Source organism: Paenibacillus catalpae, assembly GCF_900112695.1.
Lineage (GTDB): Bacteria > Bacillota > Bacilli > Paenibacillales > Paenibacillaceae > Pristimantibacillus > Pristimantibacillus catalpae.
This window is the reverse complement of the sequence record NZ_FOMT01000005.1, coordinates 374,026-399,215: the sequence shown is the minus strand read 5'-3', so window position 1 is coordinate 399,215 and position 25,190 is coordinate 374,026. Positions and strand designations below refer to the sequence as shown.

28 protein-coding genes are annotated in these 25,190 nt (G+C 48.3%); 1 reads left to right on the top strand and 27 read right to left on the bottom strand.

Translation table 11 applies throughout. The features are described from left to right. Positions 1 to 13 precede the first annotated feature (13 nt). The 16 genes from BM200_RS23330 to BM200_RS23255 all read right to left on the bottom strand — a co-directional run bounded on the left by BM200_RS23330 (position 14) and on the right by BM200_RS23255 (position 15,146). Positions 14 to 547, bottom strand: coding sequence for a cell wall elongation regulator TseB-like domain-containing protein (locus BM200_RS23330; RefSeq protein WP_091189053.1), 534 nt, complete (start codon positions 545 to 547; stop codon positions 14 to 16). Further along, on the bottom strand, positions 547 to 1,860 hold the full coding sequence (locus BM200_RS23325) for an amidohydrolase (protein ID WP_091189052.1): 1,314 nt from the start codon (positions 1,858 to 1,860) through the stop codon (positions 547 to 549). The genes BM200_RS23330 and BM200_RS23325 overlap by 1 nt, the downstream gene beginning before the upstream one ends. Beyond that, the gene (locus BM200_RS23320) at positions 1,829 to 2,488 is read right to left on the bottom strand and encodes a redox-sensing transcriptional repressor Rex (RefSeq protein WP_091189051.1); all 660 of its coding nucleotides are present in this window, start codon (positions 2,486 to 2,488) and stop codon (positions 1,829 to 1,831) included. Before BM200_RS23320 ends, BM200_RS23325 begins: the two co-directional genes overlap by 32 nt. Beyond that, entirely contained in the window at positions 2,485 to 5,346 is a 2,862-nt protein-coding gene (dinG, locus tag BM200_RS23315) for an ATP-dependent DNA helicase DinG (protein WP_091189050.1), read from the bottom strand. Before dinG ends, BM200_RS23320 begins: the two co-directional genes overlap by 4 nt. A gap of 15 nt (positions 5,347 to 5,361) precedes the next feature. Next, positions 5,362 to 6,186: a hypothetical protein gene (locus BM200_RS23310; RefSeq protein WP_091189049.1), complete on the bottom strand. Its 825-nt coding sequence runs from the start codon at positions 6,184 to 6,186 to the stop codon at positions 5,362 to 5,364. Positions 6,187 to 6,295: 109 nt separating this feature from the next. Continuing rightward, complete coding sequence (panD, locus tag BM200_RS23305) at positions 6,296 to 6,679, bottom strand: aspartate 1-decarboxylase (RefSeq protein WP_091189048.1); 384 nt, start codon at positions 6,677 to 6,679, stop codon at positions 6,296 to 6,298. 2 nt (positions 6,680 to 6,681) lie between these two features. Then, the gene (panC, locus tag BM200_RS23300) at positions 6,682 to 7,566 is read right to left on the bottom strand and encodes a pantoate--beta-alanine ligase (protein WP_091189047.1); all 885 of its coding nucleotides are present in this window, start codon (positions 7,564 to 7,566) and stop codon (positions 6,682 to 6,684) included. Next, positions 7,541 to 8,461 carry a 3-methyl-2-oxobutanoate hydroxymethyltransferase gene (panB, locus tag BM200_RS23295; RefSeq protein WP_091189046.1) on the bottom strand — a complete coding sequence of 307 codons (921 nt, stop codon included), beginning with the start codon at positions 8,459 to 8,461 and terminating at the stop codon, positions 7,541 to 7,543. The genes panC and panB overlap by 26 nt, the downstream gene beginning before the upstream one ends. A gap of 246 nt (positions 8,462 to 8,707) precedes the next feature. Further along, on the bottom strand, positions 8,708 to 9,688 hold the full coding sequence (locus tag BM200_RS23290) for a biotin--[acetyl-CoA-carboxylase] ligase (protein WP_091189295.1): 981 nt from the start codon (positions 9,686 to 9,688) through the stop codon (positions 8,708 to 8,710). Further along, positions 9,688 to 10,974 (bottom strand): CCA tRNA nucleotidyltransferase, encoded by a 1,287-nt coding sequence (locus BM200_RS23285; protein WP_091189045.1) that lies wholly within the window; start codon positions 10,972 to 10,974, stop codon positions 9,688 to 9,690. Before BM200_RS23285 ends, BM200_RS23290 begins: the two co-directional genes overlap by 1 nt. Before the next feature lie 23 nt (positions 10,975 to 10,997). Then, positions 10,998 to 12,161 (bottom strand): N-acetyl-alpha-D-glucosaminyl L-malate synthase BshA, encoded by a 1,164-nt coding sequence (bshA, locus tag BM200_RS23280; protein ID WP_091189044.1) that lies wholly within the window; start codon positions 12,159 to 12,161, stop codon positions 10,998 to 11,000. A 90-nt stretch (positions 12,162 to 12,251) separates the two neighbouring features. After that, positions 12,252 to 12,950 carry a bacillithiol biosynthesis deacetylase BshB1 gene (gene bshB1 / locus BM200_RS23275; RefSeq protein WP_091189043.1) on the bottom strand — a complete coding sequence of 233 codons (699 nt, stop codon included), beginning with the start codon at positions 12,948 to 12,950 and terminating at the stop codon, positions 12,252 to 12,254. Then, complete coding sequence (gene mgsA / locus BM200_RS23270; RefSeq protein WP_091189042.1) at positions 12,947 to 13,372, bottom strand: methylglyoxal synthase; 426 nt, start codon at positions 13,370 to 13,372, stop codon at positions 12,947 to 12,949. The genes bshB1 and mgsA overlap by 4 nt, the downstream gene beginning before the upstream one ends. Before the next feature lie 34 nt (positions 13,373 to 13,406). Continuing rightward, positions 13,407 to 14,165, bottom strand: a complete 759-nt coding sequence (gene dapB, locus BM200_RS23265) for a 4-hydroxy-tetrahydrodipicolinate reductase (RefSeq protein WP_425434618.1) — start codon at positions 14,163 to 14,165, stop codon at positions 13,407 to 13,409. A 48-nt stretch (positions 14,166 to 14,213) separates the two neighbouring features. Beyond that, positions 14,214 to 14,756 (bottom strand): tetratricopeptide repeat protein, encoded by a 543-nt coding sequence (locus BM200_RS23260; RefSeq protein WP_175532982.1) that lies wholly within the window; start codon positions 14,754 to 14,756, stop codon positions 14,214 to 14,216. A 54-nt stretch (positions 14,757 to 14,810) separates the two neighbouring features. After that, a complete protein-coding gene (locus tag BM200_RS23255; protein WP_091189040.1) occupies positions 14,811 to 15,146 on the bottom strand; it encodes a nucleotide pyrophosphohydrolase in 336 nt (111 codons plus the stop codon). Positions 15,147 to 15,291: 145 nt separating this feature from the next. Between BM200_RS23255 and BM200_RS23250 the strand changes: the two genes are divergently transcribed. After that, positions 15,292 to 16,158, top strand: a complete 867-nt coding sequence (locus BM200_RS23250) for a YitT family protein (RefSeq protein ID WP_091189039.1) — start codon at positions 15,292 to 15,294, stop codon at positions 16,156 to 16,158. A 1-nt stretch (position 16,159) separates the two neighbouring features. Here BM200_RS23250 and BM200_RS23245 read toward each other — a convergent pair whose 3' ends face one another. The 11 genes from BM200_RS23245 to BM200_RS23195 all read right to left on the bottom strand — a co-directional run bounded on the left by BM200_RS23245 (position 16,160) and on the right by BM200_RS23195 (position 24,893). Beyond that, entirely contained in the window at positions 16,160 to 17,023 is an 864-nt protein-coding gene (locus BM200_RS23245; RefSeq protein ID WP_175532981.1) for a sporulation protein YpjB, read from the bottom strand. A gap of 115 nt (positions 17,024 to 17,138) precedes the next feature. Continuing rightward, entirely contained in the window at positions 17,139 to 17,771 is a 633-nt protein-coding gene (locus BM200_RS23240; protein ID WP_091189293.1) for a DUF1405 domain-containing protein, read from the bottom strand. A 90-nt stretch (positions 17,772 to 17,861) separates the two neighbouring features. Beyond that, on the bottom strand, positions 17,862 to 18,737 hold the full coding sequence (locus BM200_RS23235; protein ID WP_091189037.1) for a menaquinol-cytochrome c reductase cytochrome b/c subunit: 876 nt from the start codon (positions 18,735 to 18,737) through the stop codon (positions 17,862 to 17,864). 18 nt (positions 18,738 to 18,755) lie between these two features. After that, positions 18,756 to 19,427, bottom strand: a complete 672-nt coding sequence (qcrB, locus tag BM200_RS23230) for a menaquinol-cytochrome c reductase cytochrome b subunit (protein ID WP_015844031.1) — start codon at positions 19,425 to 19,427, stop codon at positions 18,756 to 18,758. 14 nt (positions 19,428 to 19,441) lie between these two features. Further along, on the bottom strand, positions 19,442 to 19,972 hold the full coding sequence (locus BM200_RS23225; RefSeq protein ID WP_091189036.1) for a Rieske (2Fe-2S) protein: 531 nt from the start codon (positions 19,970 to 19,972) through the stop codon (positions 19,442 to 19,444). A gap of 265 nt (positions 19,973 to 20,237) precedes the next feature. Next, complete coding sequence (locus BM200_RS23220; RefSeq protein WP_091189035.1) at positions 20,238 to 20,657, bottom strand: DUF2487 family protein; 420 nt, start codon at positions 20,655 to 20,657, stop codon at positions 20,238 to 20,240. Between the two features lie 151 nt (positions 20,658 to 20,808). Next, complete coding sequence (locus tag BM200_RS23215) at positions 20,809 to 20,991, bottom strand: IDEAL domain-containing protein (RefSeq protein ID WP_015844028.1); 183 nt, start codon at positions 20,989 to 20,991, stop codon at positions 20,809 to 20,811. Positions 20,992 to 21,206: 215 nt separating this feature from the next. After that, positions 21,207 to 22,391, bottom strand: coding sequence for a hypothetical protein (locus BM200_RS23210; protein WP_091189034.1), 1,185 nt, complete (start codon positions 22,389 to 22,391; stop codon positions 21,207 to 21,209). 579 nt (positions 22,392 to 22,970) lie between these two features. Then, positions 22,971 to 23,567, bottom strand: coding sequence for a histidine phosphatase family protein (locus tag BM200_RS23205; protein ID WP_091189033.1), 597 nt, complete (start codon positions 23,565 to 23,567; stop codon positions 22,971 to 22,973). Between the two features lie 130 nt (positions 23,568 to 23,697). Further along, on the bottom strand, positions 23,698 to 24,300 hold the full coding sequence (locus BM200_RS23200) for an anti-sigma factor (RefSeq protein WP_091189032.1): 603 nt from the start codon (positions 24,298 to 24,300) through the stop codon (positions 23,698 to 23,700). Further along, positions 24,297 to 24,893 (bottom strand): RNA polymerase sigma factor, encoded by a 597-nt coding sequence (locus tag BM200_RS23195; RefSeq protein ID WP_091189031.1) that lies wholly within the window; start codon positions 24,891 to 24,893, stop codon positions 24,297 to 24,299. The genes BM200_RS23200 and BM200_RS23195 overlap by 4 nt, the downstream gene beginning before the upstream one ends. Positions 24,894 to 25,190: the final 297 nt, after the last annotated feature.

Here is a 25,190-nt window from a genome sequence, read left to right as displayed (position 1 = left end):
CCAGCCGCATGGGCTAGCTCGCTGTTTTGGCAGGAAGATGGTATTCGGTCACATATGTACCGGTGCGGAAATCATAGAAATCGTAGCTAAATTTCTCGGGACTGTTGCCTTGCGAATAAAAAACTTCCCAAACAAGCTGGCCGTTTAATGTTCCCGGCTGAATACGCTTGATATCCGCGTCCGGTTTCGAATTAAGCAGCGTTTGTTTGATTGCGGACTTTTCTGTTCCTTCGGAGGCTTTCACCACCTGAACGGTCTTCTCAGGACCAATCAACCATACATATATTTCTTCATCCGCGTCATTCTCGCCCTTCACGATCCACGATGTCGTATCCCAAACCTGCTTCGTGATGGAGGATACCTCGGTCAAACCGGCTGCTTCCTTCGCCTGATTCCGGATCGGTCTCTCCGATTCCCAGAACGGCTGCTGGATTGTATTGTAGTACATGATAACAATGGCAATCACAGCAGCCAAGGCAACAAAGAATACAGCCAGCCAGCGCTTCGGACTCATGACCGGCTGACGTTTTCTCGTTGTCGCTCTCATTATGCGTTCAACAGCCTCTCGAAGCTGGCTTGTGCCTCGTAACGGATTTTTTCTTCATCCATCATCGTGCATTCGCTATTGTGAACAACCTTGCGGCCATCTACCCATACATGCTTAACATCTCGCCCTGAACCGGAATAAACAAGATGGGATACGATATCGGTCATAGGATAATAATGCGGCTGTTCAACATCAATCGCGATAAAGTCCGCTTTCATTCCCACTGCCAGCTGACCGATGCTGTCTTCCTGCCAAATCGAACGGGCACCATAGACAGTCCCCATACGCAAAGCTTCCATAGCAGGGATAACCGTTGGATCACCGGAAATTCCTTTGTGCAGCAAGGCCGCGAACTTGATTTCTTTGAACAAATCCAGGTTGTTATTGCTTGCTACGCTGTCTGTACCCAGCGATACCGTAACACCTGCGCGAAGAAGCTCAGGAACGCGTGCTACACCACTCGCCAGCTTAAGATTGCTTACGGGGTTGTGAGACACCGCTACCTTGCGTTCGGCAAGCAGAGCAATCTCTTCATCATTCAGATGAACCGCATGCGCGACAAGTGCCGGACGCGAGAAGAAGCCAAGCTTGTCCAGGTGCAGGACAGGACGGGTACCGTAGTCACGGACATTTTGCTCCACTTCAGCAAGCGTCTCGGACATGTGAGTATGAACAGGCAGATCATAATCATGCGCAGCCTGCACAAACTTCTCGATATAATCCGGCGGACAAGTATAAGGAGCATGCGGGGAAATCATCGTCGTAATCCGGCCATCTGCTTTCCCGTTCCAATCCTTCGCAAATGCAATGGCTTCCTTAAGCTTCGCCTGTTGAATCTCTTCCGAGCACAGACCGATGACACCGCGAGTCAGACAGCCGCGGATTCCCGATTGCTCAACCATCTGCGCAACTTGATCCATTCGGTCGTACATATCAACAAAAGCGGTCGTACCCGTCTTCAGCATCTCCACAATGGCCAAAGCACTGCCTGCCCTTGTATCCTGGTCAACATATTTGCCTTCCATCGGCCACATCTTTTGCTCCAGCCATACTTGCAGATTCTGGTCATCCGAGTAACCGCGGAGCAGCGACATTGCCGCATGACCGTGAGTATTAACAAGGCCCGGCATAAAAGCCAGCTTGCTGCCGTCAAGGCGCTCCGCCTGCTCATCCAGTCCTGTTGGGGCATCTGCTCCGATATATGTAATTTGATCATCCGTAACGACCATATGGCCACGGAAGACCGCAAACACGTCGTTCATCGTCACAAATAGGCCGTTCTCAATCCATAATTGAGCCATTTTCCTGCTCATTCCTTTCCTTCTCCAAATAATAAGCCAAGCTGAGCAGCTCTCTTGTGAAGTCAGCATGGTGAATCCGGATATGATCCGGTAAACGAAGAATAGCCGGGGCGAAATTCAGGATGCCTTCGATCCCGGCTTCCACGAATTGATTCGCTACGTTTTGCGCTTCCGGACCCGGCACGGTAATAATGCCGATCCGGATATTATTTTCCTGCACGGTCTCCTTCAGCATGTCCATCGGCTGAATCGTCAGGTTATTGATCATAGTGCCAATCTTGGTGGGATGGTCATCAAAGACCGCGACAATCTTCATATTGTCCTTCGAGTACTTATTGTAATTGCACAAAGCATGGCCAAGATTACCTGCTCCAACCAGTGCAACATTAATCCGCTGATCAAGCTTTAGAATCTGCTGAATTTTCTCGATCAGATAAGAGACATCATACCCGATGCCCTTACGGCCGAAATCACCGAAGTAAGCAAGATCCTTCCGAATTTGGGCGGGATTGAGGTCCAGCTTGATTCCAAGTTCCTGCGATGAAACCGTCTGTACCTCCCGGTTGTACAATTCGTTTAGCACTTGCAGGTAGATGGGAAGCCGTCTGACAACGGCCTCCGATATTTTCGCCTGCTTCACCCGATTTCCCCCTCTTCCGATTGCAGCCATTCCCGCATACGCGGCACCATCTGGTCGGTATGCATCGTTTCAATCTTTGGACCAGGCAGCGAATAGAGGAAATGCTTGCCATAGTACGTATCAATAACACGCGTGTCGTAGATAATAACAATCCCTTTGTCTCTCGCTGTTCGAACAAGCCGGCCAAAGCCTTGTTTGAAGCGGATGACCGCCTGCGGGATCGACAGCTTCATGAACGGATTTTGCTTCTGTTTCTGCAGCAGTTCCGACTTCGCTTCTACGAGCGGATGATTCGGCGGCTGGAATGGCAGCCGGACAATCGCCAGACAAGTCAAGGCTTCTCCTGGGATGTCTACCCCTTCCCAGAAGCTGCTGGTGCCAAGCAGGACCGTCTCCGGCTGCTGGGTGAACCGTCTGGTCAATTTGGTCCGGTTGCCGCTGTCAATACCCTGGCCAAGCACCTGAATACCCGAACCAGCCAAAGCTTCCTTAAGTGGTTCATAGACCTGTTTCAACATCCGGTAGGAGGTGAACAGAACCAGCATCCGGCCTTTGGTTTCTACAGCCGCATCCGCAAGCGATCCGACTAGCATGGAAACAAACTGGGAGTCCCCCGCTGATCCCTTAAGGGTAGGGAAGTTGCGTGGAATAATGACCAGCGCTTGTTCCCGGTAATTAAACGGTGATGGCAGCTGTACCGTCTTCAGACGGTTATTTTCTTCAAAGCCTTCCAGACCAAGCTGTTCTTCTGCATACTGGAACGATTTATGAACAGACAAAGTTGCAGAAGTAAGAACGATACTGTCCTTCACGTCGAAGAAATATTGCTGAAGCTGCTTGCTGACATCAACCGGCACCGCATACAGATGAACAGAACGGTAACGGTAGGCTATATTGGCCTCTATCCAATACACTTCCGAATTCTGCTCCATCTTGAGAAAAGTGCGCAGATCGTCCTTCACCCGGTTCAAATCGCGTACAACACCGTTCAAATCCGTAATAAGGCCTTGTATAGTCTGATCATCGAGACGATCTTTAATATCCGTTGCCATCTTATCTACCGTCTTAACCACACGGCTCAGCTCCGTATGCACGTTGTTCTCGATTGTCAGAACATCATCCCAGCCCTTGGGCGGCGTGTCACTGCGCAGACGGCAGACCGCTTGCCCGTTATCGTTGCCGGCCTCTCCCGATTCCCCAACAAAGGCGTACAGCAGCTCAAACAGCTTATCCCAATGCTCCTTTACGTCCTGGAAAATCGGAATAACCGTGTCTATCGTTTCCGTCCATGCCTGAACGCGCTCGTCATCCTCCTGCTGCAGGCGCAGCCTGAGAGCAGGCAGCAAGCCGGAACGGGCGTCCTTAAATAACCTTGCCGTTTGATGAGTCAATGAGAAATAGTTTAATTGCATGCCAAGATGCTTGCCGGCTACTTCTTCAACGTGATGGGCTTCATCAATGATCAAATGGCTGTAGCTGGGCAATAATCGGTGATCCGCTTGAACATCGGTAAACAGCATCGAATGATTCGTTATGCAAACATCCGCGATGTTCGCTTCGTGTTTTGCTCTGTGATAGTAACAACGCTTGAACCATGGACATTGCCGGTTCAGACAGGAGTCCGCATCGCTCGCAACGGTAGACCAAAAATCAGCGCCTTTGTTGCCAAAGTTGAGCTCCTCCTGATCTCCGGTTTCCGTTTCACTCAGCCAGACCACCATCTGGGATGCCGTAATAGCATCATCAATGGGAGCAACTAGATCTTTCGCATTTATTTTACTTTCAAATTTGCGCAGGCACAAATAATTGCCTCTTCCCTTGAAGATCGAGGCACGGAAATCAAAAGGCAAAATCTCGCGAAGAAGCGGTACGTCCCGCTGGCGAAGCTGCTCCTGCAGATTGATCGTATGAGTACTGACAACGATTTTACTTTCTTGCTGTATGCCGTAGTAAAGAGACGGGATCAAATATCCAAGCGATTTGCCCGTTCCCGTTCCCGCTTCAATCAGAAGATGCCTGTCGTGACTTAAGGAATCATAAACCTCATGGAACATGGTCGTCTGCGCTTCGCGTTCTTCATAATTCGGATACTTCTCCATGAATCGCTGCCGAATACCGTCCAAATATTGCTCGAAGGAAATATCCTTCAGCGGATCTTCTGACTCCTCGGCCCTTGCTGGCTGCTCATCTGTCCATTCTCCGGCTTTAAGCGCGAACTGGTTAAAATACTGATAAGCATTCATATCTATAGATGTATGAAGCTCCGTGTATTTCAACGTCTCGGCCATAAACCAGCTCAGATCGCTCCCGTTGTCTATAAGAAAGGATAGCCGCTGCAAAGTGAGCAGCGGCAACTGTCTGAGCTTCTGTACCGATTGGGCAAATAACTGTGCTGTAGCAATCGCATCGCTGTCCGCCCTGTGATGCTGATCATGGGCAATGCCAAACATTTCCGTTACGGCGCCAAGCTGATACGTGGTGATCGACGGATATAAAATTCTTAGCAGCTCAATCGTATCAAGACGCCGGCCGATAAACGGATGATATCCGCATCGGTCAAGCGCCTGATTCAGGAAGCCGGCATCGAAGTTCACGTTATGAGCGACAAGCACGGCATCCTCCAGATGAGGGATGAGCTGCATTAGCACCTCATCCAGCTCCGGAGCATCCGCCACCATGCCAGAGTCAATACCGGTCAGCTGCGTAATAAATGCCGGAATTTCTATTGTAGGACGTACAAAGGAGCTAAAAGTTTCAACGATCTCAAGGTTATCGTTCAGCACCGCTAAACCAACCTGCAGAATATCATCGCTGACGCCATGTCCTGTCGTTTCCAAATCCAATACTGCAAATTTCATTAATTTCCTATCCCCTCATAAGCAGCAAAGCTCGGTACTGCCGAAAAATAAGGATAATTGCTGCGGCGTTTCTTTACAACACTTCAAATTGTTTAACGGGTCCTTGAAGCTCGGGCAGGTTTCGTAAGCTTTAATGAAAAACTGCTCTGCCTGCTCCATGTTCATATAGATCGCTTGAATGCACCCAAGGGCATTATAGCCTAAAGCACGCCATTTCGGATAGTCCGTTAATGAAACCAGCAACTGGAAATGCCGCTGCGCCTCACTCCAATTTTGCAGATGCATATGCGTCATTGCCAGATAAAGCCTCGCCAGATTGCATTCCGGAAGGTATGAGACCGCGGATTGAAAATGAGTGGCAGCATCGGAAAACATAAATAATTTATAATACCCCTGCCCCTTCGAAATCATCATCGCGTACTCATAAGGAACCTCCATATCAAGCTCCGCATTATAAGCTTCTTCCGCCGTAACCTGTTCTGTCTTCTCCACAGCAGCCTGAGGAACGGGCTGCTGCACGGAAGGCAGCTTAGCCGGTGATGGCGCTGCAGATGCTGCCTTTGCCGGAGGCTCACCTAATTCAGTACTGCTCTCCATTGCATGTAGAGGCGGCGGAATCATTTTTGACGCAGGGCCTTCCAATGTTCCAGCATGCTGTTCTACAAATAAGGAAAACTTTTCTTCGAATTCAATCCACTGCTCGACAAGCGAATCGCTCATTTTTTTGAGCATGGCCATTTGCTCATCATATTGAACTTTCTGCTCGCCGGTTGCTTTAGGATAGACCTCGATCAGGTGATCCAGCATTTCATTCATGGCTTCGAACATTTGTTGGAACATTACGCATCCCGCCTTCACCAAAGAATTGAGGAGTGTTATGCTCATTCTTTGTTTCGGGGGTGCTTTTCATACCCCATGCCATTCGTTACATAGTGCTGGAACCGGACCTTTACAAAATGGTCGCGTGAATCTCTTCCGTCAGGCTTTTCAGCGGGCGGTTATCGTCGTCCAGAATCGTCACAATCGGCTTATGCTGGCGTGCTTCTTCATTCGACATGGAGGCATAAGAAATGATAATAACCTTATCTCCCGGCTGAACCAGACGTGCTGCCGCGCCGTTCAGGCAAATGACGCCGGAGCCGCGTTTACCCGTAATGACATACGTCTCAAAGCGTGCTCCATTGTTGTTATTTACGATTTGCACCTTTTCATTTTCCCAGATGTCCGCGGCATCCATTAAATCCTCATCAATGGTAATGCTTCCGACATAGTTCAAGTTCGCTTCCGTGACGGTAGCCCGGTGCAGCTTCGACTTCATCATCGTTCTATACATGATCATTCACCTCTGGTATTTGGTACGAATAAGGCATTATCAATTAGGCGTGTGGAGCCAAATTTAACGGCAAGCGCCAAAATATACTTTTCGCTGTGATCCGCAATTGGCTCATTCCATGCAGGCAGCTCCAGAGAAGGATAGGTCAGCCATTCCACATAATCGATTTCGGCCTGACCCGCTTCACTGATTTTGGCTTTTACCCGTGCGATCAGCTCTTCGGGAGTAATCCCCTTCTCCTCCACCATTTGCTTCGCAAGGGCAAGAGACTGGGATAACACGACGGCTTGCTGCCGCTGCTCCGCTGACAAGTACACATTGCGCGAGCTGAGCGCAAGACCGTCAGGCTCCCGCACGATAGGACACGGAACGATCTCGACAGGAATGTTCAGGTCATCCGTCATCTGCTGAATAACAGCAAGCTGCTGGGCATCCTTCATTCCGAAATACGCCCGGTCAGGCTGAACCAGATGGAACAGCTTGCTGACAACAAGGCCTACCCCGTCGAAATGACCAGGTCTCGAAGCTCCGCACAAACGCTCGGTAAGCTGGCTTATCATAACCGAAGTACGCGGTTTGGAGGGATACATCTCCTTCACTTCCGGCATAAATACGATATCAATGCCATTCTCTTTCGCTATCGCCAGATCTCTTGCCTCGTCACGCGGATAACGCTCGAAATCTTCATTAGGTCCAAATTGCATAGGATTCACGAATATAGATAATACCGAAGCGATGTTCTCCGCTACAGACTGACGCATTAGGCTGGCATGGCCTTCATGCAGAAATCCCATTGTTGGCACTAAGCCAATCGTGGCTTGGTCATTGGAATGTTTTATCGAATAAAGTTCGTTTTTAAGTTCAGCTATGGTTCGACACAAAATCACGCTTGGGGGACTCCTCTCTGGTTGCCTGGTTGCTGCTGCTGTTTGCAGCTTCTCCACCGCCATACAGATGATTAATGGCAGCCGGCTTTGCTCCGAACGTATGCTCTTCGGCAGGGAAAGCACCGGCTTTCACTTCGCTGACGTAGCTGCTGATTGCATTGCGGATCGTTGATCCGATATCGGCGTACGTTTTGACCATTTTTTTCTCGATATAAGGAGATGAATATTGCAAAATATCGTGATACACAAGAACCTGGCCGTCACAGCCGCGGCCCGCGCCGATGCCGATGGTCGGAATCGATAGTTCCTTACTGATGGCCTCTGCAATCGGCTCGGTAACGAGCTCCAGCACGATTGCGAATGCCCCTGCAGCTTCAAGCGCTTTGGCATCCTCCATCAGCTTCTCGGCTTCCTTCTCCAGCTTGCCTTGTACTTTATAGCCGCCAAGCTGATGCACGGATTGCGGTGTAAGACCGATATGTCCCATAACCGGAATGCCCGCTTTCACCAAAGCTCCTACTTCGGAAGCAATTTCCGTGCCTCCCTCCAGCTTCAGAGCCTGTGCACCGCCCTCTTGCATCAATCTTGCTGCATTGCGGAGCGTTGATTCCCGACCGATTCCATAAGTCATAAACGGCATATCCGTTACAATAAAAGTGTTCTTCGCTCCGCGCGCTACAGCGCGTGTATGATAAATCATATCATCGAGCGTGACCGGTATCGTTGTGTCGTAACCGAGTACAACGTTGCCTAACGAATCTCCGACCAGAATAACGTCCAGTCCGGCTTCCTCCGCCAGAACGGCGGACGGGTAATCGTAAGCGGTCAGCATCGAGATTGGATTTTTGTCCTGCTTCATTTTCTTGAGGCTGGTAATTGTCAGACGTTTCCTCATTAGTTTCATCCCCTTTTAAGTTTTAGGATAAACACAAAAAAACCTTTTAGCCGCTGCTAAAAAGGTTCCCGAACGAAAAAGGAAACGTATGTTAACGGTTTGCTTCCTTCTGTCTCGGTCCCTACGGCTCAGAGCAGAGTTTGCCTTGCTAATTCTACAACATCTAATACCCTTTGCAGTGCAGCTCTTACCAGATACCGCCTGCTTCTTTTATAGTAGCAAAAAAAGGCGTGCCCGTAAACGCTTTTAGCGTACGGGCTCGCCCATTTCCGCCGAGAATACGATAACCGTGCTTCCATCCTCTTTGCGGACCTTTAACGCACCGCTGGCATCGAGGCCGATCGGAACCCCGTCAATCGTACCTTGAGGGGTAATCAGTCTTGCGGGATGATTAAGGGATACCGATAACGCTTCCCAAAGCGTAATAATCGGAGTAAACCCGTTCTCCAGATAGAGGAAATAAAGCTGCTCCCACTCCTGCAGAAAGTCAGTAATAACCGTAGTCCGGTCGAAGCCTTCTCCGCCATTGGCAATACGCAAGGAAGTAACTTTATTAAGTATTTCCTCCGGATAATCCGATTGCTCCAGATTCACGCTAATGCCGATTCCGGCAATGACATAACGGAGTCGTTCCTCTTCTGCAGTGGACTCGAGCAATATCCCGCTAATTTTCTTGCCTTCAACCAGCAGATCGTTAGGCCACTTAATGCCAATCGGCAGTGCCGTCAGCCGGCGCAGGCTGCGGCATAACGCAACCGCTGTAAGAAGCGTAAGCTGCGGAGCAAAATGAATGGGTACAGATGGACGAAGTATCATGCTCATCCATATCCCTTTGCCCTGCGGGGACACCCATCCGCGTCCCATTCGGCCGCGCCCGTTAAGCTGCTGCTCAGCAATGACAAGCGTACCCTCAGGCGCGCCTTCCTCCGCTAATCTTTGCGCCCTATTTTGCGTCGAATCAACGGCTTCATGCCAATCGATCGAATGGCCAAACACTTTGGATTTGAGCTGACTTATCAGCTGCGGAACAGACAACGTATCCGGTGAAGAGATCAGCTTATAGCCGAGGCGCCGTGAAGCGTCAAATACATAGCCTAACGATTCCAGCTTCTTGATCTGCTTCCATACGGCTGTACGGCTGACCCCCAGCTCCTGGCTGATCATTTCTCCTGACACATATTGACCGGGACTTTGTTCAAATAATTCAAGCAATCGGTTCGTTGGCATCATGATTGGTCCTCGATATTCCATATTTGAGCTTGCTTTAGAAGTGCTTCCTGTTCATTGGGCAGCTTGTCCAGCGCGACATCCAGCAAGAGACGCTTTAGCAGCAGGCCGGTCCAGGTTCCAGGTTCCTTATTTAAGCCTTCAGCGAGCTGTCTGCCATTCAGCTTCAGCTGTTTTAAAGTAACGGCTGGCATGCTGTTTAACCATGTGCTTAATTGATTGGTTTGGGAATGCAGGACATGCTGCTTGTTCCCATGCACAATCGACAGCCATCTGAGGGCAGACTCTTCCCCATAGTGAAGCACCGCATACGTCCAGGCGAGACGTAAATCATCTTTTTGTTTGTTATCAACAGCAGCCTGCATGCACAGAATGGCTGTAATGGCATTCATCCGCTGCGCAGGAAAACGCAATGCCTTTAACGTCTCTTCCGCTTGAAGAAGCGGTATGCCTAGAGCCATGAATATGGCTCCATAACGCGAGTCGGCATCTTCAAGCTCGTTCAGCTCGCGAAAAGGATAGTAGAGCGCCGACTTTGAATCCGCGGCACCGGAACAGCCTTCTGCCAGCTTAGCTGCAACCGGCAAGGATGTTCCGCAATGCTGCAGCAGCCGGCTCGCTGCGAGCAGCTGCAAGGCCCGATCGGGATGAGCGCCGCTTATCATGCGGTCAATCTCCGATTGAACCCGCTCCATCGCAATATGTTGAAGGAGCTCTCGATATCGGAGGAGCGCTCTCCAGGTCGATTGTGAGATGGAGAATTCAAATTGCGAGGCAAAACGGATAGTGCGTAGCATTCTAAGCGCATCCTCCTGGAATCTCGCATCCGCATCGCCTACGCAACGGATTACTCTTTTGTCCAGGTCAACTAAGCCGTTAAACGGATCGTACAGCACCCCTGCCGCATTCATCGCCATTGCATTAATCGTTAAATCACGGCGCAGCAAATCGCCGTCCAGACGGTCGATGAACTCGACCCGCATAGGGCGGCGATGCTTCTCATATTCCGATTCCGTCCGGAAGGTCGTCACTTCGTAAGGAACGTCATCATGCAGGACGGTAACTGTCCCATGCTGCAGCCCTGTCGGGATGCAGCGAGGGAATAGGGACAGAACCTGCTCAGGTCTGGCCGAGGTCGCAATATCCACATCTTTAATCGGCAGTCCCATAACCGTATCCCTTACGCAGCCTCCGACAAATACCGCTTCAAAGCCGTTCTGAGCAAGCTTCTCGAGCACCGGCAAAGCCTGCTCCATCAGTGTTGGCAGAGTGAAGCGTATTCCCATAGAGTCGGCACTTCCTTCCTGTTCTAAGCCTCACATACCGGAACCGGTAAATCAGCTTCCATTCCGAGAACCCGATAATAAATTTGTTCGTATTGGTTTGTAATGACATCATTACAGAACTCATTGCGCGCACGGAACAAACATGCTTCTTTAAACGATTCATGAAGCTTCTCATCGCTCAGCAGCTGCGTAGCATAATGGGCCATTCCCTCTACATCACCAATTGGGCATAAGTAGCCGGTCTCACCATGCGTAACCAGCTCGGGGATACCGCCTGCATTCGAACCAATGGTAGGTACGCCGCAAGCCATCGCTTCAAGCGCAACCAGGCCAAAGCTCTCCTTCTCCGAAGGCAAGAGCAGCAGATCGGCCATTGAAATAACCTGAGCAACATCCTCCTGCTTGCCAAGGAAATGAACGCGGTCTTCCAGACCCATCTGGCGGATCTTGCATTGAATCTTGGACAATTCCGGCCCTTCGCCTACAAGCATCAGTTTAGCCGGAATTTTGGAGGATACACGTTCGAAAATTTCCACAACATCACTTACGCGTTTAACCGGACGGAAGTTTGAAATATGCATAAGCACTTTCTCGTGAGGCTCCGCATAATCCGCGCGCAGCGACGCGGCCTCCCGCGGGTAATAAACGCGTTTGTCCACGAAATTGTAAGTCAGGTCAATTGGACGGGTAATATCCAAAAGCTGTCGTGTTTCATTAATCAAATCCTGTGATACCGCCGTAACGGCATCACTTTCGTTAATAGCAAGCCGGATCAGATCCTTCAGCGACTCATCCTGTGCAAGCACGGTTATATCGGTTCCATGCAGCGTTGTCACCGTTTTGAAGCCGTCACCAATCATCTGCTTCGCAAGATGCGCGCAAACAGCGTGAGGAACAGCGTAATGAACATGAAGCAGATCAAGCTTCTCCATTTTGGCCACCTGGGCCATTTTACTTGCTAAAGACAAATCATAAGGAGGATAACGGAATACATAATAATCATTTACTTCAACTTCATGGAAAAAAATGTTTTTATTAAACTTCCCGAGACGGAACGGTATGCTATGGGTAATAAAATGAATCTCATGGCCTCGCTCGGCCATCAGTTTTCCAAGCTCCGTAGCAACCACGCCGGAACCGCCCAGGGTAGGATAACACGTGATGCCAATTTTCAATTTACGTGCCATTCGTTTGTCCACCCTTTCGTGTAACATGCTGATAATCTATATATTCGACAAAAATCAGGCTTATGAAAGTCCCTCAATTTTTTCCTTATGTTAAAACCATTCCACTGCATGCGGACGCTTAATGGCAAAGCCCTCCGCATATTTCCAGCTGCGGGTTTGGCCAAGCAGACTGTCGCGTGCCTCTACCCGTTCGATATAACGGTCTGTGAGAGGCGTTGCCACACGATCCTCACCGGGTGCTGCTGTTTGAAATTGGGATTGATAAGCCATCAAGGATCGTCTCTTCTGATCGTAATAATCCGAAACATCAACCATCAGGGATACATCGTCTACATCATTTATGTAATAGTAAATTAATTGCTCAACCTGTACAGCCGGTAATTCCGGCATATAACGGCGAAGCTTGGCATTAAAGACAGCTTCTTCAACCAGCTTGCCGCAGGCAATATGATCTGGATGACGGTCAACCCAATAAGGAGCAAACACGATACGCGGACGCGTACGGCGAATCTCAGCAACGATTGCGTCGATATGCATCTTACTAATTTCAAGCCCCCGGTCAGGGAGTCCGAGATTCGTACGGGTATATAAACCAAGCACCGAGGAAGCCGCGGAAGCTTCCTGCTTCCTTAGCTCCACGGTGCCGTTTGAAGACATTTCCGCCTCGGTTAAATCACAAATGCCAACCCGTTTCCCGGCAGCCGTATATTTCGCAATCGTGCCGCCCATTCCGATCTCAGCATCATCTGCATGTGCGCCAAAGACGAGAATATCAAGCGGCTCACTCATGGTTGATCCACACCCGGTTTGTATTTGTGAACAAGCTCGCGCCAAGCAAAGTCACCGCGCGCAAGTGCCCGGACAAGCAATTCTGCCGTTGCCACATTGGTTGCAACCGGAATCCCCTGTACATCGCAAAGGCGAAGCAAGGCAATAATGTCCGGCTCATGCGGCTGCGCCATAAGCGGGTCACGAAGGAAGATGATCAGATCCATCTCATTTTGTGCAACCAATGCGCCGATCTGCTGGTCTCCGCCAAGCGGACCCGACATAAAGCGTTGAATTTGCAGATTTGTTTTTTCCATAATCCGGGTACCAGTAGTACCAGTGGAATATAATTCATGTGGCGCAAAGACGCTTTCATAAGCGGTCACAAAATTAACCATTTCTTCTTTTTTCCGGTCATGCGCGATAAAAGAAATTTTCAACATCTATAATCCCACTCTTTCTACGCTGTATAAGAAATTAGTCCATTACATGCTCGAAGCCATAAATCATGCCGCTGTAGTTCATTACCTTCTTAACGGCTACATTAACGCCTGGCATATAACCGGCACGGTCATAAGAATCATGGCGGATCTTGAGTGTTTGGCCATAGCCGCCAAATACGACTTCTTGCTGTGCGAACACTCCCGGGAGTCTGACACTATGTATACGGAAGCCGTTATAATAACCGCCGCGTGCGCCTTCGATGACTTCTTCCTCGTTCGGATTGCCTTGGCGCAGCTCCTGGCGTACCTGCGAGATCAGTTCCGCTGTCTTGATCGATGTACCAGACGGAGCATCCAGCTTTTGGTCGCCATGATACTCAATAATTTCGACATGCGGCAAATATTTGGATGCTTCCGCCGCGAATTTCATCATCAGAATAGCACCAATCGAAAAGTTAGGCGCAATCAGACCGCCAATGCCTTTTTCCTGGCAAAGCTTGTCCAGCTCTTCGATTTGTTCCGGTGTAAAGCCGGTTGTGCCCATAATTGGTCGGACGCCATGCTCGATGGCAACCTTTGTATGTTGATAAGCGAGTACGGGTACCGTAAAGTCAACCATCACATCTGCCTTTGCATTGCTGAAAGCTTCTTCAATGGTTGCGCTAACGATAACACCGGTATTGGCTTTCCCTGCGAATACGCCGGCATCTACAGGACCTGCTGAAGGAGCGACGGCAGCAACGAGCTCGAGCGCCTCGTCCTCCAGCACCATTTTCACAACTTCACGGCCCATACGGCCGCTTGCTCCGATTACTGCTACCTTAATTGCCACCAAGATCACCTATTCCTTCTTTTGTTGTTTGCCCATCACCCGTTTGCGCATCATTCTGCGCTTCCGATTCACATCGGCGAATAAGCGGCGCGCCGCGGAATGTCCGGGATCTAATCTAATCGCTTCTCTCGCGCTAATGACCGCTTCCTCAATCCGCCCTATCTCCGAATAGGTTAACGCAAGCAAATAAAAGGCCTCGAAGCTAAGCGGATCAAGTTCAGCCGCTTGCTGCAGCAGTGGAATTGCATCCATATACTGTGACGGTTCCTCCGCAAGCTTAAGTTCTGCCGAGGCGACCAATAGCCGCGATTCAATGGTTTCCAAATGATATAGATATTCGGGATGATTACCTTCAAGCTCTACCGCTTGCTTCGCATATTGATGCGCCTTGCTCCATTTGCCGCTACGGGCGCATGAAACTGCACATTTATGTTGATAGCTCGCATTTAGAGGTTCTGCCGCAATGGCTTGCTCGAACCAATAAATCGCCTGTTCGAAATCACTGTTTAGAATAAACTCATACGCCTTCCTCACGCAGCTTTCCCCGTCCATCTGCCCATCCTCCTTGTACACAGGTTGATGGTACAGCATATGTTCGAGGTCGTTCTACTGTTCGGCGTTTTTTCTCGTCCAGCGGTTAGCGTCACGAGTATTGAATTTATTCATCACTTTGTTATGGGCTTCCGTCAGGTCAATATTGAGCGAATTTGCAAAACAGGACAAAATAAATAAAATATCTCCAAGCTCCATCTCAATGGAGTTTTCTTCTTCATTAGGCTTCTTGGGCTTCTCGCCATAGTAATGATTCACTTCTCTTGCGAGCTCGCCAACTTCTTCACTCATTCGCGCCATAAGAGCTAACGGGCTGAAGTAGCCTTCCTTGAATTGACCGATGTATGCGTCCACTTCACGCTGGATATCGGCTAAAGATTTATCTGCCATCTGCAAGTGACCCTTTCTTTCTTATGTATAACGCTAATATCACCTATGTTAACGTAAAGAAGCGATGAAAACAATGTTTTTTGAGCCGTCCGTTAAGCTATAATACATAAATAGCTTATCCAAGAACTTAAAAGGAGCCTTACCTATGCCGAGGAAATTCATGCTTCAGCTTCAAATTGTACTGCCTATTTTGGTAGGTACCGCTATCTATGCTTTTGGTCTACATTATTTCGTCATTCCTAATCAGCTCATGGAAGGCGGTGTAACCGGTATTGGCGTCTTGCTTAACTATGCTGCCGGATTCCCGCTGTCCATATCCACGCTGATTCTTAATATACCGCTCTTCCTGATCGGGTGGAGAAAGCTCGGCCTTGGCGAAATGGCTTATACACTGGTTGGCATCGTCTCCTTATCCGGGTTCCTCGCTCTAATGGAGTGGATGATTGAGAAAGGCTGGATTATCACGTTCCACAACTCCCATGACTACCTGCTTGCAGCCCTTTATGCCGGCGTGACATTAGGCGGCGGTTTAGGCATCGTCTTCCGGGCCGGGGGAACAACTGGCGGCGTCGACATTATCGCTAGGATTGCATCACGCCGCAAAGCGTTTAGTATGGGGCAGTTTATATTACTGTCCGATGCGGTTATCATCGGGATTTCGTTATTTTATATTCCGATTGAAAAAGTATTGTACACGCTTGTTACCGTGTTTGTGGCCTCCAAGATGATTGATTTCATTCAAGATGGCGCCTATGCAGCCAAATCCTTCTCCATCATTACCGAGCATGGCAAGGAGATGGCTTCCCAGATCACTTCCGAGCTGGACCGCGGCGTAACACTCATGCCAGCCAAGGGAGCCTTTTCCGGACAATCAAAAGAGGTCGTATACTGCGTTGTTCAGCGGCAAGAAATGCGCCGTCTTAAGAACATAATACGCCGTATCGACCCCAGAGCTTTTACCGTGATAAGCGAAGTTCATGATGTGCTTGGTGAAGGGTTCAAAGAGGAATAATCTACGAAAGAGGCTTCACACCATATGGCTGCTGCTTATATTTCCTCCAGCCCGTATACGTTAGCACTGCCATAATAATGGCACCCAGAAGCAATATCCAGCTGATTGGATTTGGTTCTCCGATTGGTGCGACTACCGGTTCCTCCTCTTGCGAATGACCATTATCGAACAGCCGGTTTACCGAAAACTCTAAATCTTGAATGGAGTTATCCGTCCAATCTTGTTTGGTTTGCCCCTTCATTCCTGCTTCCAGCAGCACGTTCGTGTAATGCATCCGATCCCGGAGCTCATTAATCCGTTCTGCAGGCCGCTGCATCGAAGCAGCGGCTTCAATGCGCGATAAATGTTCATTGAAGCTGTTCATCGCCGCTCTTGCAGCTATAGCCCCATCACCGGTCTGGCGGTTCCAGGAACGATTAACACGCTCCAGATCCTCCAGCATGACTTTCTCATACTGCAGCCATAAAGCATGGTCAGGACGAAGCAAGGCGTCCGTCGTCAATTGAATCCGGGCAGCTGCCGTAAGCCAATCTGAGGTAAGCCTGCCATTCTTCAGCGTAAACAAAATGGAGGAAATGCTATCCTCCATAAGCTCCCATCCTGCAGCTTGTCCTGCTTGTCTGATATCGCTTTTACTCATGAGCTTCTCCAGCTGCTGGACATATTTATAGCCGGCTTGGCGATTGTTCAAATAAGCAGCTTGATATAAAGCTGCGGCCGACTCGTCTAAACGAAGCAGCTCGTTCCTCGACTCGCTTGCATAGCCTGTCCCGTTCAGGTCTGCAGGAAAGGCCTTGGCAACCGTAACCGAACAGACGGTCATGACGATACATAAGAATAATGGCAGTAAAATGCGTATCTTCATGGACATCCCTCCTAAAAAGAATTGCCGCACATTGGGCCCGTCCTCTCTTGGTCCATGCGGTGATTCTTGCATCGTAAGCATCTGCTATGACAACTTTATGAAGGGATGTCCTAACTTATGTCTGTTTTCTCGCCTTTAAAGCAAGCCCGCCAACAATAAAGCTGAAGATCGTTAAACTGTATGTAAACCATTTGACCGCGGTTAAATCATCCATAAGCCGATCCGAGAGCCATGGGAATACATCGTAGGTGTAATCCACAGTATCATTAAGCAGAAGCCATAAGGTCCCGATTACAGCAGCCCAAACTCCTGCCTTCATAAATCTGGCATACAGCAATACTTCAACCGCCATGGCCGTATGGGACGCCATCAGCATCCAGTGCTCCCATTGAAGAGGATCCCCCTGCATGCTCCCCGCAACAATCATGGACACCGCCCATATGCCGTATTTAATAGAAGTAACAACCGCCAAGCCTTCAATAATCATTCTAGCCCCATTAACAAACCGTGAATCTCCACGCGGCGGAAACAGCCAATACAGCAACGTGATCGTGAAGAACAAGCTTGCTGTTGGACTATCCGGAACGAATACAACCTGCCAGAGCGGATGATTGCTCACCGTGTCTTCAATCTGATTGCCATACCAGATATAGCCGTATACCGTTCCTAGGAAATTACAAATAAACATCAGCCATAAAAAGAAGCGATTCAATAAAAAAGATCGGCTCCAGAACAAAGATAAAGGCATGCCCATCGGAATGTACGCCCCTCTCTAATCATCATATTTTGGTTCAAAAAAACCTGATCGCATAAATACGATCAGGTTTCCATCGTGCTATTATTCAGCCGGCGCTTTTTGTTTCGCAAGCCAAGTTGTTAATTGGTCAATCTCTTCCGCTGTCAACTGATCTTTGAAGGCTGGCATGCCACCGCGGCCATTCGTTACGGTTTCAACCAGCTGTTCCTTCGATAACCGGTCGCCAACTCCTGTCAAAGCAGGAATTTGCGGCGGATTACCTTTCAGATCTGCAGCGTGGCAAGATACGCACTGCGCTTTCTTCGCAATATCCATTGCCGGATCATTAGCGTCAACAAGAGCAACTGCTGTATCTTCCGGCTTCGAAGCACTTGGAGCCTCTTGACCTTTCTCATGCGCTTCCCGAGCTTTTTCCTCACGGACATGATGCTCTGGAATTGTATTTGTAGCTTCAAGCTCATGCGTATAGTGATTCCATGAGACAATTGTCAAATACACACAAGAAATCAATGAAAGGATCATCAGTGAAGAAGCAATCGGACGACGATAGAAGCGGCGTTCTTTACCTGTGTCCAGGAATGGTGCCAGCAGCAAACCGCCGAACATAACAGCTGGGACGCCCATCGTACCAAGTACGATATAGTCGCCAGAAACCCATGGATATTTCAGAAACTGATACAGGAACAAGAAGTACCAGTCCGGCATTGGAATGAAGGATGCATTCGTAGGATCCGCAGGGTAACCCAGCGGCGCTCCTTCCGCGATTGTCCATGTCAGGAAACCAACCAGGACTACGCAGCCAACCATCCATTCCTTAAGCAGGAAGTTCGGTATGAACGCTTCCGATTTACCGGGGTAGGACGTATAATCTGGCGGAATGTTTGGATGATTGCTTTTCTTCACCCGCGAGTCGCCAACATAAACGACCTTCTCGTTCGATTTATGACCATGCGCCATAATAAATCCTCCCTTCGCTTAAAGTGGTCCCGAAATGCCTTGCTTCCGGATCATCAGGAAGTGCGCTGCAAGCATTGCGATCAGCGCGCCAGGCAAGAAGAATACGTGAATTGCGAAGAAGCGTGTTAGCGTTTGCGCGCCTACAATGTCGCCGCCGTACAGGAATTCGCCGATGTAAGGTCCGATATACGGAACGGATTCTGCGATCTGTACGCCTACCTTCGTCGCAAAGTATGCTTTGTTATCCCAAGGCAGCAGGTAACCTGTGAAGCCAAGGCCTAACATGATGAAGAAGATCAGCATCCCTACAACCCAGTTCATTTCACGCGGTGCTTTGTACGAGCCCGTGAAGAATACACGCAAGGTATGTAAAAACATCATTACGATAACCAAACTTGCGCCAAAGTGATGCATGCCGCGGACGATGCCGCCAAAGGCAACCTTATGGTTCAAGTAGTCAACACTCGCATAAGCATTGATAATGTCCGGTACATAGTACATGGTAAGGAACATGCCGGACAAAATCTGAATTACAGTGATAAAGAACGTCAAACCGCCAAAGCAGTATACGAAAGCCGAGAAGTGATGAGCCGGGTTAACGTGCTCAGGTACTTCATGGTCGGCTACATCCCGCCATAGCGGCGTAATATCAAGACGTTCGTCAATCCAGTTGTACATCGATTTAAACATCTGCTATTAGCCTCCTATACACGAGAGTTTGCTTTAATTGGACCCAAGTACACAAAACCGTTTTCAATTTTCACTTCATATTCATCTAATGGATTTGGGGCTACCGTAATGTTTTTCCCGTCAACGGTATAACGTGCACCATGGCAAGGACAATCATACTCGTTATGGCCAAGCGTATTCCATCCGATTGTACAACCCAGGTGCTTACATACCGGAGAAAGTGCAAAAACATTATTGTTCGCATCTTTCGTAATCCAGGCAGATAGTTCCGGATCGCTTACGTACCAGCCATCGACCTGATGAATTTGGAACTTGAATTCTTGAGGCTCTGATGTTATTTTGCTCTCTTCAACTACTTTAACCCATGTTCCCTCAGCTTTTTTTGCCAAGAGAGGATCAACCGCAAAACGGACCATAGGCAAGACCGCGCCGCCCATCATAAATGCAGTCGTACCGCCGAGCGTATACGACAAAAATTGACGCCGGGACATCTCTTTGCGTTGAACCGGACGATGCGCGGTTTCTTGATGTTCGTGGTTACTCATCTTCTGTTCTAACCCCCTTTGCCAACCATTTCTCGCGTTTAGCCACACGGCAAAACGCTTGACGAACTAGGACATACACTATAATAGCCTAGGTGCTTGGGAGCGTCAAGAATATGGCTCGCGATTTGTTTACCTATAAAATGCCATTCATAAATTTGTTGGCAATTTGTCACAATTAACCTTGCCATAACTTTTGTTTCCCCAAATCCCATTTTTTTTATTCAAAAATGCCCCTGTTTGGAATATGACAGCGCTTTACCAGCATTTACAATTCAGCGCGATTCCACAAAGCCTGCACGGCTTTCGACACAATTGCTGCTGTCGGCCCTTCTCCATTCGGATTCGGACAAATAATCAGGTCCGCTTCAGGGCAGTCAAGACCGTTCAGATTCTTTGCCGAAATTACAATAACATACCGAAATCCTGTCTCTTTCAAGGAACGGCAGGTACGAGAAACCAATGTCGCTTCAGAGTCTTCAAGAAAGTAATGCATCGCAGGATAAGTTACGATTCTTCCTTTAAACGGAATCTCGATCAAATCCATAACATCCCTTAACTGTTCCAGTGCAATCCGCGCTTCATGCGGCTGCTCCAGCCCATTCATACCTGTGACCGGCAGCAAGCATGTATCGAGGTATGGTTTAAGCTCGTCCCACTGTTCCTCAGCAATGTCGCTAAATTTCATTTCATGCTTCCTTTCCCTTGTTGAATTCATCCGTAAACTCTATGTTACCCATAAAGGATGATCTTGCCAATCCATTCAACAAAAAAACTCCCGCTGCTATGACGGATTATTAAAGTCCCCATCATGCAGCGGAAGTTTCTATTTGCGTAAATTAGCTTTTCAATTGATTCAATTGAGCGGCTAAACGGTAAAACGTATCCTCGTCCCCAACGGCTAACGCTTGATCAATTGCTTTGTATATCCGATCCGAGCGAAATTTGTGAACGGCTTCATCTAATACCATCTCCGCTGCTAATCCTAGCATTGCTTCGTACGCAACTTTCATTTTGTCCATAGGATACACCTCCAAACCGGCGTTTAAGAGATCCTATCGTCTTCGACTATCGTCACGCGGTGATTCAAGTGAAAGAGTATAGGTCAACTCGCTTCATTCTCAGTCACAATCGAACCGGCTCCTACTTTAAGCATATTCACCATTCTGCGCGCCGATAAGTACGATTGCCCCCATTCCAATTAATATGCCATCGCCTAGGTGCTTTCATAGAAAAACTAATAGAGAAACATCCGATCCTGATCTTCGAGACTCACTCCCGCGATAAGCGCTCTGCCGAGCTTGGTCATCCGCACAACCGTTCCATGCTCTTGATGCTCGCCGATCCGAAGCATGCCCAGATGAACCATAATTCCGATAAGCCGGACATCCAGCACCTTATCTGCCGTGTCATAATAGAACGGTTTAATGAAAGGAATGAGCACTTTGCGGAGAGAATCCACAGTCACCCATTGTTCCGCCAAACTGTTCATCCAGTGCACCAGTGCATGCACGTTAGAGATTGGCCCTTTGTACAGCTTCAGCCAAAATTTATAAAGCTGTTCCATTTCATTAGCCGGTTTGCTGCGCAGCCGCTCTTCTCCGCTTGTCGATAAAGTCAGCACCAGGTTGTTGTCCGTGAAATATTTCATGTAGCTGCAATAGTCGTACAAGAGCGACATCCGGTTTGGGTAATGGTGAAAATGACGGCCGTATCCAAAACGCCATTCACCTTTGGCAGGAAATTCTTCCGAAATGGCCAACTTCTCTAAAATTTGCCCGCTGAAACGTTTGTACATCGAGCCATCCGCCGAAAGCTGTACCTCATTGTGGTATATATAATGAAGCAGCTGATAAATATCCTCTTGTACGAGAAGCTGCTCATCGCGGTACATTTGCGGCTCATCCGTAAAATGAAGTTCCGCCGCAAACTTCTTGCGAAGCGTATCGCGGAATCTTGTTCTCAGGTCTTGCGGTACCTGGAACATATAACGGTTCACACCCGTTACGCCATTAAACAGCCAACCCTGATGCTTGAACCTCGAGATCATCTCACGCGGCCCGGTTTCTTTTGGCACTTCAGCCTCAGCTTTTTTCTTTTTTGTTGTTCGTTTCGTTTTTTTCTGCGGCGGTTCTTCCGCTGGCGGTTCAACTTCGCCAAATTTGCTTTGCTGAACCCTTGCAATAAGCTCTTCCAGGCTAAATGAATCCCTAGATTCAAATAACAGGGAATTCAAGAACCGCATTTCGTCCAGTTTCATACTGCTGATCTGCGCCTCAAAAACATCTTTCCGGCTTACGGTCGAGAGAATAGATTGAATCAAATCATTTTTGGAGTGACCATTGCACTCACATTGATACACGGAAGCAATCCGGCTCAACTGTTGAATATCAGCATAGCCCAGCATATCCGACAAATTCATTGTATCTCTCCTTTCCGCAACTGCCCGCCGACGTGTCTACTCTACGCGAGCTTCTTTGATTCGCTAGCAATAATTAGTACCATTATGGGAAAATATTTGAATTTTAAAACTACTTGTGTGAAAAAGCTTCACATTGGGGCCGAAATATTCGGTGATGCACGCTACCAAGCAAATGTTCTTCCGATCGCCATTGATACCGGATTCCTTCAATTAGAAGTTGTTATGTTAGGAATCCGGGTATCAAAAGCGAACGCTTAAAAGCTTTCTAAACCTTCGTAAGCATAAACTCCGCTTCTCCAGAACATTCACTTGCTCCGCTCCCCGCTCGCTCGTTTTCACACAATGACCCATTAAAATTCAAAAGAAGAGGGCAACAAAATAGGCTGCCATTTATATTGGCAGCCTTTTGATTAAGACGATATCATTCGTGATTCTCACTACGAACACAACAAAAAAAGGGCTGCCAAATAATCGGCAGACCTGCTATTTTAAAAAAATAATTGACGAGGAATGAGCGGTATCAAATTGACAACAGGGACCGGGAGGAGATACATTTCCAAGAATGACCCAGCAGTCAAATCAAACACTCGGATTCGCCTGCTCCTCCAAATGACGGGTACAATTATACAAAAGAGGTGTCCATTGTTCATCCTTGAACTGGAGGATCGAGTACGATAAATTCCCTAAATTCTGCTTCTCCAAATCCGAGCAAAGCGTATCGAACATCTGTGCCAGAAAGCCGCCATGAGACACAACAAGCAGTCTGCCTTCCGGCCGCTTCTTCTGCCAATCCGCAAGAAACGCAAGTCCTCTGGCACGGACTTCTTCATCTGATTCCAAACCACCTGCAACCTCACGCCAGTTCTCTCCCCAGCGCTCAATTCTCTCCGGCAAGGTCATCCCTTCTACTTCGCCGAAATTACGCTCCCGTAACCGGGGATCTCCCTCGAGCAGCGTAATGCCCAGCTTGTCCGCTATTACGGATGCAGTCTGACGTGCACGCTGCAAATCACTGGAAATCACAGCATCCCATAGCTTCTCATCGCGAAGAAGCCGCTCGGCCAGCGCGTTGGCCTGCTTTTTACCAAGCTCATTCAACGGGATATCTGTCTGTCCTTGAACCTTTCCCAATGCATTCCAATCGGTATTTCCATGCCGTACCATTCCTATAATCAAGGTTGCTCCCTGCCCTTCAAGCGGAAATGAGAAAACCTCTATCGAAATCGTTCGAAAATGAGCGACCGCGGTTAGAGGTTAATTTTATCGCCAAATAAAAATAAAAGCTCACATGTGTTAAGGTTGTGCATTAGTTTCGCGTTCTAGACAACCAGTTCAATATTAATAAAGACATAACAACGCCTAATAACGAAAGAGCTACCCAATATTGCGGGAAGGACGGAACGACCTGCAGCACGAACGGGTCGCTGACGCTTGCCACCGGCACTTCGAATTCAGCGCTGATGACAAATTCACTACCGGATGCATTCGCCGTATCCATTAAACCGGTTAATTGAGCCATTTTTTCTTCCGATGTACCGTTCTCGTTGCCGTTAATGAAAAAGATCAGTGAACAAACAAATACCGTTAAGCAGGCTGACAGAACGATAGCCAGATTTCTCCGGAATGAGGGCGAGAAATGATAACTCTTCTGGGATACGGGCAACAACCACGATTGTTCAGCATAAATGCGATCCATGACGTTGCGATTAACATGCTCCATCTGTGCACTGACAACCTCATCCTCTTCCGAAAGCTGGCGAATCATCTCTTCGCTTTCTTCCCATAGACGGTATTGCTCAGCGCAATGCTCACAATCGAGCAAATGGGCCTCCATCGCTTCCCGCTCGACATCTTCCTCTGATAAATTTCCGAAGATATCGAACTTGTCTTGTACGTCATCGCATTTCATCGTGTGTTCATCCCTTCGTATTCTTCCATCATCGGCGTCTCGCCAAAATACGGCTCAAGCTGAGATTTCACGCTGGCTCTGGCCCGGAATAACAACGATTTTACTGAACTGACCGTTTGACCCAAAATATTAGCGATCTCCTGATACTCGAGCTGGTCATATTCCCGCAGAATGAGTGCTGAGCGTTGTTTCTCAGGTAAATTATTAATAGCTTCCCGAACCATCGCCATCCGTTCATTGCGCAGAACATGCTGCTCTGGCACCTGGTCAGGCGGGGCCGCCGGCATCATATTGGATTCATCCAATGGCACATGAGCCGACTTCTGCTTACGCAGCTCGCTAAGTACTGTATTACGTGCAATCGTATATAACCATGTTGAAAAAGAAGCATCCACTTCCCGAAAAGAATGGAGACTGCGGTATGCTTTATAAAACGTTTCCGAGCACAAATCTTCAGCCAGCAGCTCCAGCTTGCCACTCTTCAACATATGATAAATAAAGGCCAGTATTTTGCGTTGGTAACGGCGCATCAGCTCGGAATAGAGCTCGATATTGCCGTCCTTAATCTCACGTATTAATTGGGAATCAGTCATGACAGGCGATCCTCCTCACCTGCGAATTCTTCTTCCCAGTTCGATGTATGTATCATTGTACCGAACCGGAAGCGAAAAGTTGCGGTCATTATCATAAAAAAATTCAATAAATACGATGTATGTAATTCGATTCGCAGCAGCCAAATTCCTTCTTCTTTCGACAAAAAGGATTTTCATCCATATTTTAACAAACCAGACTATCCTTACGTATTGTAACACACCTCTTCCTAATAGTCTTAAAAAATAAATAAACTCTAATTTCCAGCTTGAAGGAATTTGTCGGAATAACGTGGGGGG